Raw genomic sequence first — 20,120 nt, 5'->3', positions numbered from 1 at the left:
CGGCCGTCGCGGCGGTCGGGCCGGTCGGCTTCATCGGCCTGATGGCGCCGCACGTCGCGACGATGCTCGGCGCGCGCCGGCACCGCACGCGCATGTGGCTCGCGGCCGCATGCGGCGCGCTGATTCTCGGCTTCGCCGACCTCGCAGCCCGCACGGCCGTCGCGCCGCGTGAGGTGCCGGCCGGCGTGCTGACGGCGCTGATCGGCGCGCCATACCTGCTCGGGCTGCTGATCGTCGAGGGGCGCCGCGCGCGGCGCGCGGGACGATGACGCCGGCGCTCGACGGCGCACGCGCGACGCGCTTCTCGGCGTTCGCGCCCGAGCCGTTCGCCGGGTATCTCGACGCCGTATGGCTCGGCATGCCGGACGACGCGCACGCGCCGGGCCGCATCGTCGTGCCGGTCGGCGCGCTGCCCGATCATCGCGACGCGATGCTCGACGCGATGGTCCGCCACTACGGCGGCGATCCGGGGCGGCATGCGCGCGCGCTGATGTCGCAATGGAGCAAGTACTACTTCGGCCGCGCGGCGCCCGCCGGCGTGGTCGCCGCGCTCACGCTCGGCCGGCCGCTCGACATGGCGCCGACGCGCACGTTCGTCGCACTCGACGACGGGATGCCGGCCGCGCTGTATTTCGCGCGCGACGCGCTCGGCGCACCGTGCGACGAACCCGCGCCGCGCTATGCGGGGCTCGTCGCGCATCTCGGCGCGGTGATCGATCTGCTCGCGGCGCTGGGCCGCGTGACGCCGCGCGTGCTGTGGAGCAACGCGGGCAACCTGCTCGACTATCTGCTCGGCACGTACCGCTCGCTGCCGTGCGCAGCCGATCGCGCTCGCGATGCGAGCTGGCTGTTCGGCGCGTCGTGCGTCCATGGCGAACCGAATCCGCTGCGCATGCCGGTGCGCGACGCCGTGCCGCGCTCGCCGCTGCTGCCGACGCCGTTTCGCGCGCGCCGCGTGTGCTGCCTGCGCTATGAAATTCCTGGAGAAACGCAACTGTGTGGAAGCTGCCCTCTGCTTTTGACGATGGACGACGCGGCGCTGGCCGAGCAGGACGCGATCCGCTGACGCCTCTCGTGCATGCCGGCCGCCGGCATGTGCTCGGGGCGCTCTGTGCGCTCCCCGCACTCGGCGCGGCGCTGGTCGCGCCGGCCGTCGCGGCCGCCGCCAACGCGCGTGCGGGCGACGGCAGCGCGGTTTCACCGTCGGGCCGGGCGCTTGCCGGCAACCCCGTCGTGTCGCAGGCGAGCGCGACGATGCCCGTGCGGGCGCAGCGCGTGGTCGCGCTCGACTTCATGTTCGCGGAGAGCGTGCTCGCGCTCGACATCGTACCGGCCGGCATGGCCGACACCGCGTTCTACCCTGGCTGGCTCGGCTACGAGAGCGATCGGCTCGCGCACGTGACCGACATCGGCTCGCGGCAGGAGCCGGGGCTCGAGGCGATCGCCGCGGTGAAGCCCGATCTGATCATCGGCGTCGGCTTTCGCCATGCGCCGATCTTCGCCGCGCTCGACCGGATCGCGCCGACGATCCTGTTCCAGTTCAGCCCGAACGTGTCCGAAGACGGCGTGCCCGTCACGCAACTCGACTGGATGCGGCAGATCTTCCGGACGATCGGTCACGTGACCGGGCGCGACGCACGCGCGCAAGCGGTCGAAGCGCAACTCGACGCGGGGATCGCCCGCAATGCGTCGCGGCTCGACGCGGCCGGCCGTAGCGGCGAGCGCATCGCGGTGTTGCAGGATCTCGGGCTGCCCGACCGTTACTGGGCGTATACGGGCAACAGCACGTCGGCGGGGCTTGCGCGCGCGCTCGGGCTGAACCCGTGGCCGAAGAAGCCGACGCGGGAAGGCACGCTTTACGTGACGTCCGCCGATCTGCTCACGCAGCGCGATCTCGCCGTGCTGTTCGTCACTGCGACGGGGATGGACGTGCCGCTGTCGTCGAAACTCGATTCGCCGGTGTGGCGTTTCGTGCCCGCGCTGCGCGAACACCGGATCGCGCTGATCGAGCGGAACATCTGGGGGTTCGGCGGGCCGATGTCGGCGCTGAAGCTGGCCGACGTGATGACCGATACGATGCTGAAGCTGCCGGCCGCGCGCTGAGCGATCGGGTTGGCATCGGGCGGGGCGCGGTGGCGTGGCCCGATGCCGCGTTGCGGTGATCGGCGTGTCGCAGGGAGGGTCGTTGCGCGGCATCGCAGTAGCGTCGCGCGAGCACGCCGAACCGTATTTTTCCCGTCTTCCAGCTCTTTCGACTCTCTCCGATCCTCTGAAGGATATCGGCCGCCCACGCGCCGCATTCTCAGTGCGCAGGCGGCCGCGGACGACGCGACCTTACGCGCTCAGCACATCGGCGCCATCCCGCGCGCGCAACCGCGCGGGCGTCGTATCGCTGACGATCTGCCCGTTGTCGAGTTTCAGCAGCCGGTCGGCGAGACCGAAATAGCGGTCGTCGTGCGTGATCACGATCACCGCCTTGCCGCGCGCGCGCAGTTCGGGCAGCAGCTGCTCGTAGAACACGGCCTTGAACGACGGATCCTGGTCGGCCGCCCATTCGTCGAACAGGTAGAACGGCCGGTCCTCCAGATACGCGACGACGAGCGCGAGCCGCTTGCGCTGCCCGGTCGACAGCGCGCGGTTCGAGAACGCGCCGTCGACGACCTTCACCTTGTGATCGAGCGCGAGCTTCGCGACCAGCGCGTTCGCGCGCGCGTCGGCCTGCGCGCGCGCCGGGTCGTCCGGATCGACGATGCCGAGCAACGCATCGAACAGATGGAAGTCGTTGAACACCGCGCTGAAGCGCTGCCGGTACGCGGCGCGCTCGCGCCAGCCGATCGTGCGGCCATCGACCTCGATCGTGCCTTCCTCCGGCTCGTAGAGCCCCGTCAGCACCTTCGCGAGCGTGGTCTTGCCGCTGCCGTTGCCGCCGACGATGAACACGAGCTCGCCCGGCCGGATCGTCAGGTCGATCGGCCCGATCCGGAACATCCGTTCGTCGCGTTCGTGGAAATACGCGTGCGTGACGCCGCGCAGCGTGATCGTTCCGGCGGGCGGCACGTCGGGTGCTTCGCTTGCCGGCGGCACCGTGCGCAGCGCGCCGAACTCGGCCATCACGGCTTCGATCCGGCCGAGCGACACGCGCGCTGCATTGACGGTCGGCAGGTTGTTCAGCAGCCCGTCGAGCGGCACCAGCATGAACAGGAACACGACGACGTAGCCGGCCGCGGTGTTCGCATCCGCATGCACGCCAAGCTGCGGCCAGAACGCGGCCGCGCCGAGGAACACGTAGAACAGGAAGATGATCCAGCCGACGCCGACCGCATACGCGCTGAACGCGCGGCGCCGATGGTCGCGCACTTCGCCGATCGCGGCGCCGAGCTGGCCGTCGACGAACTGGCGCGCGCGCGCGTCGTGCAGCTTCAGCTCCTTCGCGCCGGAGAACAGCGAGCCGAGATAGCCGAACAGGCGGTCCTGCGCTTGCCCGGCCGCTTCGAGCGACGCGATCGCGCGCCGGTCGCCGGTGTGGTAGCCGAGCGAGCCCGCGACGATCGCGGTCAGCGCGAGCGCGCACACGGGCCACGACAGCCACGCGAGATAGCCGAGGCAGCCGAACACGATCGAGCCGTGCATGACGAGGTTCGGCAGCGCGAAGAACAGCATCGACACGTTGGTCGCGTCGTCGGTCAGCACCGACTGCACCGGCGCGGCGCCGATCCGTTCGATGTCTCGCAGCTCGGCCGCGCCGACGCGCCGCGCGAGATGCACGCGCAGCCGCGCCATCGTGTCCTGCGACAGCCGTGCGAACAGCGTGCCCGACACGATCCGCGTGACGAGCGCGATCACCGCGCACAGCGCGAAGCGCCACGCGAGCGCCGCGTCGGCGGCGCCGGGCGTCGCGAGCGCTCGGTTCAGCGTCGCGACGAGCAGCACGCTCGCGACGCCGTTGAGCACGCACGCGATGAGCGCCAGCGCGAGCGACGCGCGGCTTTCGCGCAGCAGCGCGAGGATCAGGCGGGCCGCGGGGCGGCCGGGAGAAGCGTCGAGGGACGGCGGGGAAGAAGGCTCGTGGGCAGCGGTCATCGGCAACGTCGGTAAATGGAAGGGCAGGCAAACCCTGCGGAAACGGCAAAACTGACGCGAAAGCGGCGCGCGGGCCGGGCCCGGCTGCGGCTTTCCCATCAGATAGACGAACGGCGCGCGCAAATATTTAGCGGTGCCTTCAAAAAATGCGTCGGTTGGGACTTTGCGTGCAAAACGGTAAAAAATCGGCCGCGCCGTTCGTCACACCAGTGAAGCCGCCCAAGCGGCCCCGAGACTTGGCCGAAGCGGCCGGACCGAAGGACTTCACGCACATGACGAGTTTCCAGACTGCGTTGCACCACCGAATCCGCGAACAGGCGCGCGTTGCGCCCGACGCACCCGCGCTCGCCGCGCCTTTCCAGAACGACCTGCGCATGTCGCGCGGCGCGCTCGACGCGCGCGCGTCGCAGTTGGCCCGCCGGTTGCGGGCGGCTGGTGTCGGCGCGGAAGTGCGGGTCGGCGTCTGCGTCGAGCGCTCGTGCGAGCTCTTCGTCGCGCTCCTGGCCGTGCTGAAGGCGGGCGGCGTGTTCGTGCCGCTCGATCCGCGTCATCCCGCCGCGCGTCTGAGCTGGATCGTCCAGGATGCGCAATTGCGTCACGGAATCGCCGACGCGGCCGGCCGCGCGGCGCTCGGCGCGCCGTTCGAACACGCGTTCGACGTGACGTCGGCGGAAGGTGACGAAAGCGATGCCGCTGCCTTCGCCGGCGACGAAGATGCGCCCGTACATCCGCGCGCGGCCGCCTACATGATCTATACGTCGGGCTCGACCGGCACGCCGAAGGCGGTCGTCGTCGAGCACGGGCCGCTCGCCGCGCATTGCGACGCGCTCGCGGCCGCGCTGCCGATCGGGGGCGATGATCGCCTGCTGCATTTCGCGTCGGTCAATTTCGATGCCGCGCACGAATGCTGGCTCGCGCCGCTGGCCGTGGGCGCGAGCGTGACCATTGCGCCGCCGCAGCCGTTCGCGCCGGATGCCGCGCATGCGCTGATGGTGCGCGAGTCGGTCAACGTCGCCGCGTTTCCGCCGGCGTATCTGCGCGAATTCGCGGCGGTGGCCGCGCGCGATGGTGTGCCGCCTGCGTTGCGCGTGCTTGCGTTCGGCGGCGAAGCGCTGCCGCAGCAGGCGTTCGAGTTCGTGCGACGCACGTTCCCGTCGGTACGCCTGATCAACGGCTACGGGCCGACCGAGGCCGTGATCTCGCCGATGCTGTGGCCGGTCGAGCCGGGCGAGACGCCGGTGCTGGCCGCGGACGATGCGTATGCGTCGCTGCCGATCGGCCGCGTGATCGGCCCGCGCGTCGCGCGCATCGATCGCGACGCGCAACGCGCATCGGGCGAGACGGGCGACGGCGGCGAGCTGTTGCTCGGCGGCGCATGTATCGCACGCGGCTATCACGGCCGCCCGGCGCTGACGGCCGAACGCTTCATTCCCGATGCCGACGGCGAGCCCGGCGCGCGCGTGTACCGCACCGGCGACCTCGCGCGGCTGCGCGCCGACGGCGCATTCGACTATCTCGGCCGGCTCGACGATCAGGTGCAGGTGCGCGGCGTGCGCGTCGAGCCCGCGGAAATCGCCGCATGCCTGCGCACGCATCCGGCGGTGGCCGATGCGGCCGTGATCGCCGAAACGGGGAACGGGCCGACGCGATTGATCGCATGCGTCGCGCTGCGCGCGGCAGCCGACGATGCAGCGCTGAAGGCGCACGTGGGCGCGCAGCTGCCCGCCGCATGGCAGCCGCACCGGTTCGTGCGCTGCGACGCGCTGCCGTATACGCTGAACGGCAAGATCGACCGCGCGGCGCTGCGCGAGCGCATCGCCGCCGCGCGCGAGGGCGAACAAGCCGCGGGCGACGCGCCGCGTACGCCGGCCGAACAGCAGATCGCCGGCTTCTGGCAAACGCTGCTCGGCCTCGATACGACGCCGTCGCGCGACGATCGCTTCTTCGCGCTGGGCGCCGATTCGCTCGCCGTGATGCAGCTGCAGGCCGCGATCCGCGCCGCGCTGCGCGTGAACCTGCGCCTCGACATGCTGTTCGCCGATCCGGCGCTGGCCGAACTGGCCGCGCACGTCGATCGGGCGGAACGCGAAACCGGCGAGCCGCTGGCCGCGATTCCGGCACGCCGGGCGCCGGCCGATGCCGCGGCATCGAATGCGCCGCATGTCGATCGCGCGGCGTCGCTCGCGCAGCAACGCTTCTGGGTGCTCGCGCAAACGCGCGATGCGAGCGCCGCGTATCACATCGCCGCGCACTGGACGATCGACGGCGCGCTCGACCGCGCCGCGCTGCAACGGGCGCTCGATCACGTGATCGAGCGGCACGACGCGTGGCGCACGACGCTCGTCGACAACGACGACGGCGTCGTGATGCAGCGCATCCACGCGCATCTGCCGGTTGCGATCGCGACGGTCGACCTGCGCGACCAGCCGACGGCCGCACGCGATGCGCAAGCCGCGCGCATTGCAGAACGCGATGCGGGGGCGCCGTTCGATCTGTCGCGCGGGCCGCTGCTGCGCGCGACGCTCGTCGTGCTCGCCGACGACCGCCATCGGCTGCTGCTGACCGCGCATCACGCGATTACCGACGGCTGGAGCTCGCGCTGCGCGTTCGACGAACTGTCGGCCGCGTATTGTGCGTATGCGCAAGGGCGCGAGCCGGCGCTGCCGGCGCTGCCGATCCAGTACGCGGACTACGCGGACTGGCAGCGCGACATGCTCGCCGGCGGCGAGGGCGAGCGTCAGCTCGATTACTGGCGCGGCGCATTGCGCGACGTGCCGGGCCCGCTCGCGCTGCCGGTCGACCGCCAGCCCGGCGCGACGCGCTCGCTGCATGGCGCGCGCATGTCGGTGCGCTTGCCCGACGCGGTCGCGGCCGACGTGCGGCGTCTCGCCCGTGACGCGCAGGCGACGGTCTTCACGGTGCTGCTCGCCGCGCTCGACGCGTGGCTGTCGCGTGTGACCGGCGAAACGGACATCGTCGTCGCGGTGCCGGTCGCGCATCGCCAGCGCCCGGAAACGCGCGCGCTGCTCGGCCTGTTCCTGAACACGGTGGCGCTGCGCGTGCGCGTCGCGCCGACGCTGCCGTTCCGCGCGCTGGTCGATGCGGCACGCACGGCGGCGCTCGACGCGGTCGCGCATCAGGACGTGCCGTTCGAGCGCGTCGTCGATGCGGTGAAGCCGCCTGTGAAGCGCGGCGACGAATGGCTGCGCGTGAAGTTCGCACAGCAGTTCGACGCGCGGCACGACAGCGTGCTGCCGGGTGCGACGGCCGTCGCGACGCCCGGCCCCGATCTCGCTGCCCGCTTCGACTTCGCGCTGGACTTCACCGACGACGCGAGCGGGATCGAGCTCGTCGCCGCCTATGCAACCGACTGCATCGATGACGATACCGCGCGCGCATGGCTCGACAGCTATGCGGCACTCGTCGCGTCCGCCGCCCACGCGCCGCACTGCACGACGGCCGCGCTGAGTTGCGACGCGTCGCCGGCCACGCGCCAGCCGCGCGACGGCCGCGCGCTGCACGTCGAGCACGCCGACATCGTCGCCGCGTTCGCGCGTCAGGCGGCTGCGTATCCGCATCGGGTTGCACTCGCCGATGCGTCGGCATCGCTGACGTTCGCCGAACTCGACGACGCGTCGAACCGGATCGCGCACGCGCTCGCACTGCGCGGCGCGACGGCCGAAGCGCCGGTGATCGTCTGCGCCGAACGTTCGGTTCGCTTCGTCGTCGGTTTGCTCGGCGCGCTGAAGGCCGGTGCGCTCGCCGTGCTGCTCGATCCGGCGCAGCCGGCCGCCCGTCTGGCGGCCGCGGCCGCCGATTGCGGCGCGCGCTGGGCGCTCGTCGCCGATATGGCCGCGTGGCCGGCGGGCAGCGATGCGCAGCCGCTCGACGTCGACACGCTCGCGCAGGACGCGACGGTCGCGCATGCGGCCGGCGTGCGCGTCGCGCCGCATCCGGAGCAGGGCGCCTATCTGATCTACACGTCGGGGTCGACCGGCACGCCGAAGGGCGTCGTCGTGTCGCACGGCGCGCTGGCCGATTACGTGCAGGGCATGCTCGACGAACTCGCGTTCGCACCGGACGCGTCGTTCGCGATGGTGTCGACCGTCGCGGCCGACCTCGGCCACACGACCCTGTTCGGCGCGCTGTGCGCGGGCCGCACGCTACATTTGCTGCCGGCCGCGTGTGCGTTCGATCCGGACCTGTTCGCGGAGGAAATGCGCAGCCGCGATGTCGGCGTGCTGAAGATCGTGCCGAGCCACCTGCAGGCGCTGCTCGACGCGCGCGTGCCGGCCGACGTGCTGCCGCGCCACGCGCTCGTGACCGGCGGCGAAACGCTCACGTGGGCGCTCGTCGCGCGCATTGCCGCGCTCGCGCCGGCCTGCCGCGTGATCAACCATTACGGGCCGACCGAGGCGACCGTCGGCGCGATCGCGTGCGACACCGCATCGATCGCCGCCGGCGCGCGCGACGCCGCAAGCGGCGTGCCGCTTGGCGTGCCGCTGCCGAATGCGCGCGCGTTGGTGCTCGACGCGTTCGGCGCGTGCGTGCCCGCCGGTGCGACGGGCGAGCTGTATCTCGGCGGCCCGGGCGTCGCGCGCGGCTACCTGAACCGGCCCGCGCAGACCGCCGAGCGCTTCGTGCCCGATCCGTTCACGCCGGGCGCGCGCCTGTATCGCACCGGCGACCGTGTGCGGCTGCGCGCGGACGGCCGTCTGGCGTTCGTCGGCCGCATCGACGATCAGGTGAAGATTCGCGGCTATCGCGTCGAACCGGGCGAGGTCAGCGCGGCGGTGCGCGCGGCCGCACCGATCGCGCAGGCCGAGACGCTCGCGATCGAAACCGACGGCCGCACGCGGCTCGCGGCGTTCGTCGTGATGCGCGACGGCGCGGCCTTCGACGAAGCCGCCGTGCGCGCGGCGCTCGGCGCCACGCTGCCCGATTACATGGTGCCCGCGCAGTTCGTCGCGCTCGCGCGCCTGCCTGTCACCGCGAACGGCAAGGTCGATCGCGCGGCGCTGCGCGAGCTGGCCGTCGCGCCGGTGGCCGCGGCTGCGGGCGACGCGCCGCGCGGCGCGGTCGAAACGGCGCTCGCGGAAGTCTGGCAAGCGGTGCTGAAGGCGCCGCACGTCGGCCGCGACGACAACTTCTTCGAACTCGGCGGCGATTCGATCCTCGTGCTGCAGGTGATCGCACGCGCGCGCAAGCGCGGCGTGCGTTTCACGCCGAAGCAGCTGTTCGACAGCCCGACGGTTGCCGAACTCGCGCACGTCGCGAAGACCGACGGCGTCGCCGCCGCCGCTGCCGCGCCGGCCGCGACTGCCGAAGCGAGCGCGCCGGCCCGGCCCGCAGCGGCTGCCGGCGCGCTGCTGACACCCGCGCAGCAGCGCTTCTTCGCGCTCGACGTGCCGCATCCCGGCCACTGGAACCAGTCGGTCGCGTTCGACGTGCGCGGCCCGTTCGACGCCGATGCGTTCGCGCGTGCATTCGCTGCATTGCTGACGCATCACGACGCGTTCCGTCAGCGTTTCGCGCGCGGCGCGGACGGGAAATGGCGCGCGAACGACGCCGCCGAGCCGTACGACGCGCTGCCGTTCGTCGAAGTCGCCGCACGCGACGAAGCGGATGCGATCGCACGCTTCGACGCAGTGCAGCGCCGCCTCGATCTTGGCCGCGGGCCGCTCGCCTGCGCGTGCGCGGCGCGGCTGCCGGACGGTTCGACGCAGCTGTATCTGGCGATTCACCACGCGATCGTCGACGGCGTGTCGTGGCGCATCCTGCTCGACGACCTGGACGCCGCATATCGCGCCGCATCCGAACGCACGCCGGTGCGCCTGTCGCAGCCGGGCCTGCGCGCGGATGCGTGGGCGGCTCGCCTCGCGCGCGCTGCCACCGAGCCGGCATCGCCGTTCGCCGCCGAAGTCGCATACTGGGCCGGCATGGCGCACGGCGGCGACATCGTGCCCGATCATCCGGACGCAGCGGCGACGAACGCCGATGCGGCCGTCGTCGTGCAGACGATCGATGCGGCGCTGACCCGCGCCGCGCTCGCCGACGCGCATGCCGCGTACCGCACGCAGACGATCGAACTGCTCGCCGCCGCGCTCGCGTTGGCGCTGACCGGTGACGACGGCGCCGCATCGTGCCGCGTCGAACTCGAAGGGCACGGCCGAGAGGCACTGTTCGACGATGCGGACGCAAGCCGCACGATCGGCTGGCTGACGAGCCACTATCCGGTCACGCTGCCGGTCGAAGCCACCGCGCGCGACACGCTGTGCGCGGTCAAGGACACGCTGCGCGCGGTGCCGCACAAGGGGCTCGGCTTCGGCGTGCTCGCGCACTACGGCGACGCGGCGACGCGCGCGGCGCTGGCCGCGGTGCCGCGTCCGCGCGTCACGTTCAACTATCTCGGCCAGCTCGATGCACCGCGCGACGCGACGCTCGTGCCGCGCTTCGGCGGCACCGGCATCGAACGCGACCCGCAAGGGCCGCTCGGCAACACGCTCGCGATCCATGCATATCTCGATACCGACCGCGACGGCACGCGCACGCTGAAAGTTCACTGGGTGTACGGTGCGCCGCAGTTCGAACGCGCGACGATCGATGCGTTCGCGCAACGCTTCGCAACCGCGCTGCGCGAGCTCGCCGACGCGTGCGCGTCGCGCCTCGCGCATCGCGGCGGCGGTGCGACGCCGGGCGATTTTCCGCTCGCGCAGGCAGCCGGCCTCACGCAGGCCGCGATCGAGCGCGCGCCGCTCGACTGGCGCGCGATCGACGATGTGTATCCGCTGTCGCCGATGCAGCAGGGGATCCTGTTTCATGCGCTGTTCGCGCCCGGCCACGCGAGCTACGTGAACCAGCTCGTCGCGACCGCGACCGCGCTCGACGCCGACCGGCTCGCGGCCGCGTTCGCCGCATCGGTCGCACGCCACGACATCCTTCGCACCAGCGTGATGCCGGACGGGGCCGCGCCGCTGCAATGCGTGCATCGCCATGCGCGGATGCCGGTCGAGCAGCTCGACTGGCGCACGCGCGGCGACACGCTGGAGCGCGATTTCGACGCGTGGCTCGCGGCCGACCGCGCGCGCGGCTTCGACTGGCGCGAGCCGCCGCTGATGCGGCTCACGCTGATCCGCGTGACCGACGACGCGTGGCGCGTCGTGTGGACGCGCCACCACGTGCTGCTCGACGGCTGGAGCACCGCGCGGCTGCTCGCCGACGTGCTGCGCGACTATCGCGATCCCGATGCGGTGTCGCCGTTCGCGAGCCGCCCGGCGCTGCGCTATCGCGACTTCATCGAATGGCTCGGCACGCGCGACCGCGACGCGGACGAGCGCTTCTGGACCGAACGGCTCGCGCGCCTCGACGCGCCGACGCTGATCGCCGAGCGCGCGGCCGACCGTGCGGACGCCGAAATGGTCACGTGGCGCGCGACGATCGGCGCGGATGCGATGGCGCGCGTCGCGCAGACGGCGCGCGCGCTGAAACTGACCGTCAACACGCTGGTGCAGGGCGCGTGGGCGCTGGCGCTGCAGCGGATGACGCATCAGCCGGCCGTCGCGTTCGGCGCGACCGTCGCGGGCCGTCCCGATGCGCTCGCGGACGTCGACACGGTGCTCGGCCTCTTCATCAACACGCTGCCGGTGATCACGGCGCCCGGGCCGCAGCAGCGCGCAGCCGACTGGCTGCAGACGCTGCAGCGCGAGAACGCGGCCGCGGCCGAACATGCGCATACGCCGCTTGCGGACATCCAGCGCTGGGCGCGTGGCTCCGGCGGCGCATTGTTCGACACGCTCGTCGTGTTCGAGAACTATCCGGTCGACGCGACGGCGCGCGACGCCGATCCGCGCGCGCTCGCGCTCAGCGACGTGCGCAGCATCGAAGCGACCGATTTCGCGCTGACGCTCGTGATCGAAAGCGGCACCGAGCTGACGATCGACTACGGCTACGACACCGCGCGCGTCGACGCGCGCCAGGTCGAGACGTGGCACCGCGCGTTCGCGTGCGCGCTCGATGCGCTGGCCCGCACGCCGGACGCGCGGCTCGGCGCGCTGTCGATCGCCGACGAAGCGACGCGCGACGCACTCGCGCGTGCGCAGGACAGCGCGCGGACGTGGCCGGCCGCACAACGGCAGCCGCTGCATCTGCAATTCGCACAAGCCGTGCAAGCGACGCCCGATGCGATCGCGCTCGAGCTGGCGGACGCCGACGGCAACGTCCGGCGCGCGACCTATCGCGAACTCGACCGGGACACCACGCGCGTGGCCGCCGCATTGCGCCGGCGCGGCGTGAAGCCCGACACGCCCGTCGCGTTGTGCGTCGAGCGCTCGTTCGACATGGTGACGGCGCTCGTCGGCGTGCTGAAGGCCGGCGCCGCGTACCTGCCGGTCGATCCCGACTATCCGGCCGAGCGCATCGCGTATCTGCTGCGCGATGCGCGGCCGGCGGTCGCGATCACGCAACCGCATCTGCGCGCGCAAGTCGAGGCCGCGCTCGGCGACGACGCGACGACGCAACTGCTGACGCTCGCCGATCTGCTCGCCGACGCAGCGGACACGAGCGCCGCCGACACCGCGGCCGACATCGTCGACGACGCGCAGCTCGCGTACCTGATCTACACGTCCGGCTCGACCGGCAAGCCGAAGGGCGCCGGCAACTCGCACGGCGCGCTCGCGAACCGGATCGCGTGGATGCAGCACGCGTACCGGCTCACGCGCGACGACGTCGTGCTGCACAAGACGCCGTTCGGCTTCGACGTGTCGGTGTGGGAATTCGTGTGGCCGCTCGCGATCGGCGCGAAGCTTGCGATCGCCGCGCCGGGCGACCACCGCGACCCGGCGCGCCTCGCGGCCGCGATCCACGCGCACGGCGTGACGGTGCTGCATTTCGTGCCGTCGATGCTCGCCGCGTTCGCCGCGTATCTCGACGATTTCTCGGCGGCCGCGCAATGCGACAGCGTGCGCCTGATCGTCGCGAGCGGCGAGGCGCTCGCGCCCGAACTCGTCGCGAAGGTCGCGCGGCTGTTGCCGAACGCGACGCTCGTGAACCTGTACGGGCCGACCGAAGCCGCGATCGACGTGTCGCACTGGACCTGCGGCGCCGACGATGCGAATGCCGTCGCGGTGCCGATCGGCCATCCGATCGCGAACCTGCAACTGCACGTGCTCGACGCGGCCTGGCAGCCGGTGCCGGCCGGCGCGACAGGCGAGCTGTATCTCGCGGGCGCGGGCCTCGCGCGCGGCTACCTCGGCCGCCCGGCGCTGACCGCCGAGCGTTTCGTGCCCGATCCGTTCGTGCCAGGCGCGCGCATGTACCGCACCGGCGACCTCGCGCGTCGCCGCGCGGACGGCGCGCTCGACTATCTCGGCCGCGTCGACACGCAGGTGAAGCTGCGCGGGCAGCGGATCGAGCCCGGCGAGATCGAGGCGCTGCTGCGCGCGGCGCCGGGCGTGCACGACGCGGTCGTGATCGTGCGCGACGAACAGCTGATCGGCTATGTCGCACGCGGCGACGCGGGCCCGCTCGACCGCGCGGCTCTGCTGGACGCGCTGCGCGCGCAGTTGCCCGCATACATGGTGCCGTCGCAGCTGATCGAGCTCGACGCGCTGCCGGTCACGCCGAACGGCAAGTGCGACCGCCATGCGTTGCCGGCGCCGGTACGGGAAGCGGTCGCGGCCGCCGAACTCGCGACCGACACGGAGCGCGCGCTCGCGGCGATCTGGCAGCGCGTGCTGCACGTGGATGCGATCGGCCGCGACGACGACTTCTTCCTGCTCGGCGGCCACTCGCTGCTCGCGACGCAGGCCCATGCGCAGGCGAACCTGCACTGGGGCCTCGCGCTGCCGCTGCGCACGCTGTTCGACACCCGCACGCTCGCGCGCTGCGCCGAGGCGATCGATGCGGCGTGCGCGGCGCGCGGCGACACCGATGCGGCGAGCGCGATCGACGCGCTGCTCGGCGAACTGGAAACCCAATAAGGACGACGGATGACGAAGGCTCAACCCGACTGGCTCGCGCTCGCGACGCGTTTCGCGCAACTGCCCGACGCGCAGCGCGCGGTGTTCCTCGACAAGCTCGGTGCGGCCGGCATCGACTTTCGCGTGCTGCCGATTCCGCCGCGCACGCCGCGCAGCGACCGCGTGCCGGCGTCGTTCGCGCAGACGCGACTGTGGCTGCATGCGCGGCTGATCGATGCGCCCGGCGCATATCACATCACCGAGCGCCTTGCGCTGACGGGCCCGCTCGACGCACACGCGCTGCGGCTCGCGTGCGATGCGCTGATCGCGCGTCATGAAGCGCTGCGCACGACGTTCGACGAAGCGGACGACGGCGTCGCACAGACGATCCATCCGCCGCTGCGGTGCCCGTGGCGCGAGACCGATCTCGAAGCGCTGTCCGAAGGCGAGCGCGCCGCACGCGCGGAAAGCGTCGCGGCGGCAGACGAAGCCGACGCGTTCGATCTCGGCACCGCGCCGCTGATGCGCGCGCATCTGATCCGCTTCGACGCGACCCGTCACTGGCTTGCGCTGACCGTGCACCACATCGTGTCGGACGGCTGGTCGTCGGACGTGATGCTGTACGAGCTCGCGGCGTTCTATCGCGCTTACGCTTCGGGCGAGCCGGTGCCGCTCGCGCCGTTGCCGATCCAGTATGCGGACTACGCGCTGTGGCAGCGCCGCTGGCTCGATGCGGGCGAGCGCGAGCGGCAGCTCGCGTTCTGGCGCGAACGCGTCGATCCGCAGCGCGGCGTGATCACGCTGCCCGGTGCGGCCGCGCGGCCGGCCCGCCGCAGCGCGCGCGGCGCGCGTCACGTGTTTTCTCTCGACGCGCGCACCGGTGCGCAACTGCGCGCGTTCGCGGCCGCCGCCGGCGCGACGCCGTTCGCAGTGCTGCTCGCGGCGCTCGACACGCTGCTCGCGCGCGCGACCGGCGACGCGCGGATCTGCGTCGGCGTGCCGGCCGCGAACCGCGAGCGCGCGGAAACCGCCGGGCTGATCGGCTTCTTCGTGAACACGCTCGCGATCGACGTCGACGTGCCCGCGCACGGCGATTTCGCGGCGCTGGTCGCGCGTACGCAGCGCGCGCTCGTCGATGCGCAGATGCACCAGGACGTGCCGTTCGAACAGGTGGTCGACGCGCTCGGCGTGCCGCGCAGCGCGAGCCACCATCCGCTGTTCCAGGTGATGGCCGCATATGGCGAACGCCGCGCGCTGCCGGCGCTTGGCGCGGCAACGGCGACGTTGCTGCCGTCCGGCACGCCGTCCGCGAAATTCGATCTGACGCTTGCCGTCGAGGCGACGCCCGACGGCACGTTCGACGCCGCGTTCATCTACGCGCTCGATCTGTTCGATGCCGACGCGATCGCGCGGCTCGCCGCCCGCTTCGTCACGCTGCTCGGCGATGCGCTCGCGCGCCCGGCGTTGCCGATCGGCGATCTCGACTGGCTGCCGGCCGACGAACGTGCGCAACTGTTCGCATGGAACGCGCGGGCGGGCGCGGCCGAAGCGGAGCCGTTCGTCCCGGTGCATGCACGGATCGCCGCGCATGCGCACGCGCGGCCCGACGCACGCGGCGTCGCCGATATCGATCGCGCGCTGACGCGCGGCGAGGTCGATGCGCGCGCGGCCCGCATCGCGCGCAACCTCGTCGCGGCCGGCGTGCGGCCGGAAATGCGCGTCGGCGTCGCGCTGCAGCGCTCGGTCGACCTGCTGGTCGCGCTGATCGCGGTGCTGAAGTCGGGCGCCGCGTTCGTGCCGCTCGATCCGGCCCATCCGCGCGAGCGGCTCGCGCAGATCGTCGCGGATGCGGGGATCGCGCACGTGCTGACCGATGGCGCGAGCGCCGGATCGCTGCCCGACGTGCGCGGACTGCGCATCTGGCGTGCGGACCAGGTCGACGCGCTCGACGAAGCCGCCGGCGTCGCGCTGCCCGACGTGCTGCCCGGCCACGCCGCGTATGCGATCTACACGTCGGGTTCGACCGGCAAGCCGAAAGGCGTGATCGTCGATCATGCGGCGTTCGCGCGGCATTGCGACGCGATCGCGAAGCGCTACGGCGCAACCGAGAACGACGTGTTCCTGCTGTTCCAGTCGGTCAACTTCGACGGCGCGCACGAAGGCTGGTTTTCGCAATACCTGTCGGGCGCCGCCGTGTCGGTGACGGCCGACGTGCTGTGGCCGCCGGCGCAGACCTGCGCGATGATGATGCGCGACGGCGTGACGATGACCTACGTGCCGCCCGGCTGCGCCGCGCAGCTGGCCGAATGGGCGCTCGCGCACGGCGCGCCGCCGACGCTGCGTTCGCTGACGGTCGGCGGCGAAGCGACGTCGCGCGAGGCGTTCGCGATGCTGCGCCGCGCGATGCCGAACGTGCGCATCGTCAACGGCTATGGCCCGACCGAAACCGTGATCACGCCGACGCTGTGGATGTTCCGCCCCGGCGACGATCTCGCGAAACTCGGCGACGCCGCGTATCTGCCGATCGGCACGCTCGTCGGCGCGCGCACCGCGCATGTGCTCGATGCGCGGCTGCATCCGCTGCCGGTCGGCGTGATCGGCGAACTGTATCTGGGCGGCGAGGGGATCGGCGTCGCGCGCGGCTACCTCGATCGTCCCGCGCTGACGGCCGAGCGCTTCGTGCCCGATCCGTACGGCGCGCCGGGTGCGCGCCTGTACCGCACCGGCGATCTCGTGCGCCGCCGCGCGGATGGCGTGTTCGACTTCATCGGCCGCGTCGATCACCAGGTGAAGTTGCGCGGGCTGCGCATCGAGCTCGGCGAGATCGAGGCGCAGCTTGCCGCGCACGATGCGGTGCGCGAAGCGTGCGCGGTCGTGCACGGGCAGGGCGCGCACGCGCAACTCGTCGCGTACGTCGAATTGACCGCCGACGCCCAGGCGACCGCGCAGCCGGTCGAAGCCGCGACGCTCGACGCGCATCTGCGCCGCACGCTGCCCGACTACATGGTGCCCGCGCAACTGATCGTGCTCGATGCGCTGCCGCGTAACGCGAACAGCAAGGTCGACCGCGCGCGGCTGCCGGTGCCGGTGCGCGTCGAACGCGCGTACGAAGCGCCGCACGACGGCGACGAAGCCGCGCTGGCGGCGATCTGGCGCGACGTGCTGAACGTCGAACGCGTCGGCCGCGGCGATCACTTCTTCGAACTCGGCGGCCATTCGCTGGCCGCGGTGCGCGTCGCGACGCGCGTGGCCGAACGGCTCGGCCGCGACGTGCCGGTGCGCGCGCTGTTCGAAGCGCCGGTGCTCGCGCAGTACGCGCGCCAGGTCGCCGATGCGCCGCGCGCCGCACACGCGGGCGCCGCGGCGCCGGGCGTCGCGGTGGTCAAACCCGATGCGCACGGCGTCTGGCCGCTGTCGCCCGCGCAGCTGGGCCTGTGGTTCCTGTGGCGCGCACAGCCGGACAACGCCGCGTACAACATTCCGGTCGCGCTGCGCGTGCGCGGTCCGCTCGACGTCGATGCGCTGCGCGCGGCGTTCTCGGCTGCGGCGGTTGCGCATCCGGCGCTGCGCACCCGGCTCGTGATGCGCGACGGCGCGCTGCCCGGTCAGCGGATCGATGCGCACGTTGGTGTCGAAATCCCGGTCGTCGACCTGTCCGCGCAGTCCGATGCGCTCGCCCGCGCGGCGGCACTGACCGATGCCGATGCGCTCGCGCCGTTCGATCTCGCGGCCGATGCGCCGCTGTGGCGCGCACGCGTGCTGAAGCTCGGCGCGGACGATCACGTGCTGTCGGTCACGATTCATCACATCGTGTCGGATGGCGAATCGATCGAGCTGTGGCTCGATGCGGTGCGTGCGCGCTATGTCGCACGGGTGCGCGGCGAAGCGGCATCATCGGCATCGGCATCGGCATCGGCATCGGCATCGGCATCGGCGGGCAACGCGTCGCTCGTGCTGCCGGCACCTTGCCGCCCGACGCGTGTCGCGTACTGGCGCGACGCGCTCGCCGACCTGCCGTCGTCCGTGCTGCCGCAGCGCGCCGACGCGCCGGCCGTCCCGCAATGGCGTGCGGCGCGCATCGCGTTCGAGTTCGACGCGGCGCTGATCCGCGCTGCGCGCGACACCGCGTCGGCCGCACACGCGACGTTGCCGATGCTGCTGCACGCGGCGCTCAACACCGCGCTGTTCCGCGTGACGGGCGCGGCCGACCAGCCGGTCGGCGTGCTCGCATCGACACGCGAACTGACGGGCGACGCGGCGCACGACGCGCTCGGGCTCTTCATCAACTCGGTGGTGGTGCGCACGCGGCTCGATCCCGCGGCTCGCCGCGCGGACCTGCTCGCCCAGGTACGCGACACGGCGCTTGCCGCGTATGCGCATGCCGACGTGCCGTTCGCGGACGTCGTCGCCGCGCTGCGCGCGCCGCGTGCCGCGCAGGCCAATCCGCTGTTCCAGGTGATGTTCAACTACCTGCGCCCGACCGGCGCCGCCGCGCGCGACTGGGCCGGCCTGTCGCTCGACGCGTTCGACGATGTGCGTCATCGCGTGGTGTTCACGCTGGAGCTGGACGTCATCGAGCATCCGGACGGCCGCGTGAGCGCCGCGTTCTCGTATGCGGACGAACTGCTCGACGACCGTTTCGTCGATGCGCTCGTCGACGTCTATCACGACGAAGTCGCGCGGTTCGCCGGTGCACCGGAAGCGGCGCTCGGTACGTCCGATGCGCTGTTCGTCGCGCAAGCGGCTACACCGGCAGGCCACGCGTCGCACGCCGCCGAGTCGTCGCGCGTACCGCACACGGCGGCCGCGCTCGCCGCGTTGTGGTCGGACACGTTCGCGACGGCCGCACCCGCGCCCGATGCCGATCTGTTCGAAGCCGGCGCGAGCTCGTTCGACGTGGTGCGCTTCGTCGATGCGGCCGCCCGTGCCGGCCACGCGCTAACGGTCGCCGACGTGTTCGCGGCGCCGACGCTCGCGGCGCTCGCCACGCGTATCGACGCACCGGCCGAAGCGGAGCAGGAGGTGCGCGATGCTCGCTGAAGTGCGTCCGGACGGCTTCACGATGCTCGATACATACCGCCTCGCGTTCGCGGACGGCCTGTACGCCGTGCGCGACGGCGCGGAAATCCGCGTCGCGCAGGGCGACGGCATCGGCGCGCAGTTGCTGCGCGCGCAACTCGGCGACGACGGCGCGCTGCGCCTCGTCGCGTACAACCATCGCGCGGCGCCGGCCGACCAGCGCCGCGCGCTGCTGGCCGCGCTCGCGGCCGCGTTTTCGGACGCCGCGCGCCACGCGGCGATCCGGCTCGACCCAGCCGCGTGGCCGGCGGTCGCGCTCGACGCGCTGCGCACGAGCGGCGTGCTCGCCGACGGCGGCCTGTGCATGCGCGAAGGCTGGGCCCAGCAGGCCGATCTGTGGCGCGTCGGCACGCGGGTGCCGTGCGCGACGCTGCCGATGCTGACCGACGGCCGGCGTCATCCGCGCCGGCCGCCCGCGCCGCGCGGCGACGTGTATGCGCGCGACCTGCCGGCGCTCGGTATGCGTTTCACGCTGCGCGGCTGGCAGCCGGGCGAAGACGCCGCGCGCGTCGCGCAATGGTTCGACGAGCCGCGCGTGCGCGACGGTTGGCCGGGTGCGCAGCCCGGTGCCGGCGGCACGGGGCCCGATGCCGATCCGCACGTCACGCCGCTCGTCGGCTGCTTCGACGGCGAACCGTTCGCGTATGTCGAGGCGTACTGGCTGAAGGAAGACCCGCTTGCGCCGCACGTCGGCGCGCGCGACTACGACCGCGGGCTGCGGATGCTGGTCGGCGCGTCGCGCTGGCGTGGCCCGCACTGGGTGGCCGGCTGGCTGCCGTGCGTCGTCCATTACCTGTTTCTCGACGACCTGCGCACCGAAACGGTCGGCTGCGCGGTCCCGGCCGGCCGTGCGTGGGTCGTCGACACCCTCGCGCGGCACGGCTTCGCGCGGCAGCACCGGCTGACGCTTGCCGACGCGCAGCCGCTGTGGATGTGCACGCAGCGCGAGACGTTCTTTGCCGGCCGTCATGTTTGACGCGCCGGTTTCACCGACAAGGGAGCTGA

Annotated in this window: 7 protein-coding genes; 6 read left to right on the top strand and 1 reads right to left on the bottom strand. The window is 72.5% G+C overall.

The features are described 5' to 3' along the window. From BSE24067_RS29875 to BSE24067_RS29865, 3 genes are all read left to right on the top strand, one after another. Window positions 1-269, top strand: a 269-nt coding sequence (locus BSE24067_RS29875) for an iron chelate uptake ABC transporter family permease subunit (protein ID WP_151068537.1), incomplete at its 5' end; no start/stop codon positions are given. Then, window positions 266-1,066, top strand: a complete 801-nt coding sequence (gene fhuF / locus BSE24067_RS29870) for a siderophore-iron reductase FhuF (RefSeq protein WP_151068538.1) — start codon at window positions 266-268, stop codon at window positions 1,064-1,066. The genes BSE24067_RS29875 and fhuF, both read left to right, overlap by 4 nt. 8 nt (window positions 1,067-1,074) lie before the next feature. Beyond that, a complete protein-coding gene (locus BSE24067_RS29865; RefSeq protein ID WP_151068539.1) occupies window positions 1,075-2,103 on the top strand; it encodes an ABC transporter substrate-binding protein in 1,029 nt (342 codons plus the stop codon). 231 nt (window positions 2,104-2,334) lie between these two features. On the opposite strand, the gene BSE24067_RS29860 is transcribed toward BSE24067_RS29865, so the two are convergent. Beyond that, window positions 2,335-4,080, bottom strand: coding sequence for a cyclic peptide export ABC transporter (locus BSE24067_RS29860; RefSeq protein WP_151068540.1), 1,746 nt, complete (start codon window positions 4,078-4,080; stop codon window positions 2,335-2,337). 272 nt (window positions 4,081-4,352) lie between these two features. Here BSE24067_RS29860 and BSE24067_RS29855 point away from each other — a divergent pair, with 272 nt between their 5' ends. Genes BSE24067_RS29855 through BSE24067_RS29845 form a run of 3 tightly spaced genes read left to right on the top strand, consistent with a single transcriptional unit; the run spans window position 4,353 to window position 20,091 of the window. Then, the gene (locus BSE24067_RS29855) at window positions 4,353-14,057 is read left to right on the top strand and encodes a non-ribosomal peptide synthetase (protein ID WP_174904958.1); all 9,705 of its coding nucleotides are present in this window, start codon (window positions 4,353-4,355) and stop codon (window positions 14,055-14,057) included. Window positions 14,058-14,066: 9 nt separating this feature from the next. Continuing rightward, the gene (locus tag BSE24067_RS29850; protein WP_151068464.1) at window positions 14,067-19,076 is read left to right on the top strand and encodes a non-ribosomal peptide synthetase; all 5,010 of its coding nucleotides are present in this window, start codon (window positions 14,067-14,069) and stop codon (window positions 19,074-19,076) included. After that, window positions 19,066-20,091 (top strand): GNAT family N-acetyltransferase, encoded by a 1,026-nt coding sequence (locus BSE24067_RS29845; RefSeq protein WP_174904957.1) that lies wholly within the window; start codon window positions 19,066-19,068, stop codon window positions 20,089-20,091. Before BSE24067_RS29850 ends, BSE24067_RS29845 begins: the two co-directional genes overlap by 11 nt. The last annotated feature ends 29 nt before the right edge of the window (window positions 20,092-20,120 follow it).

The organism is Burkholderia latens (assembly GCF_902499045.1).
Classification (GTDB): Bacteria; Pseudomonadota; Gammaproteobacteria; order Burkholderiales; family Burkholderiaceae; genus Burkholderia; species Burkholderia latens.
This window is presented reverse-complemented; position numbering and strand designations above follow the sequence as displayed.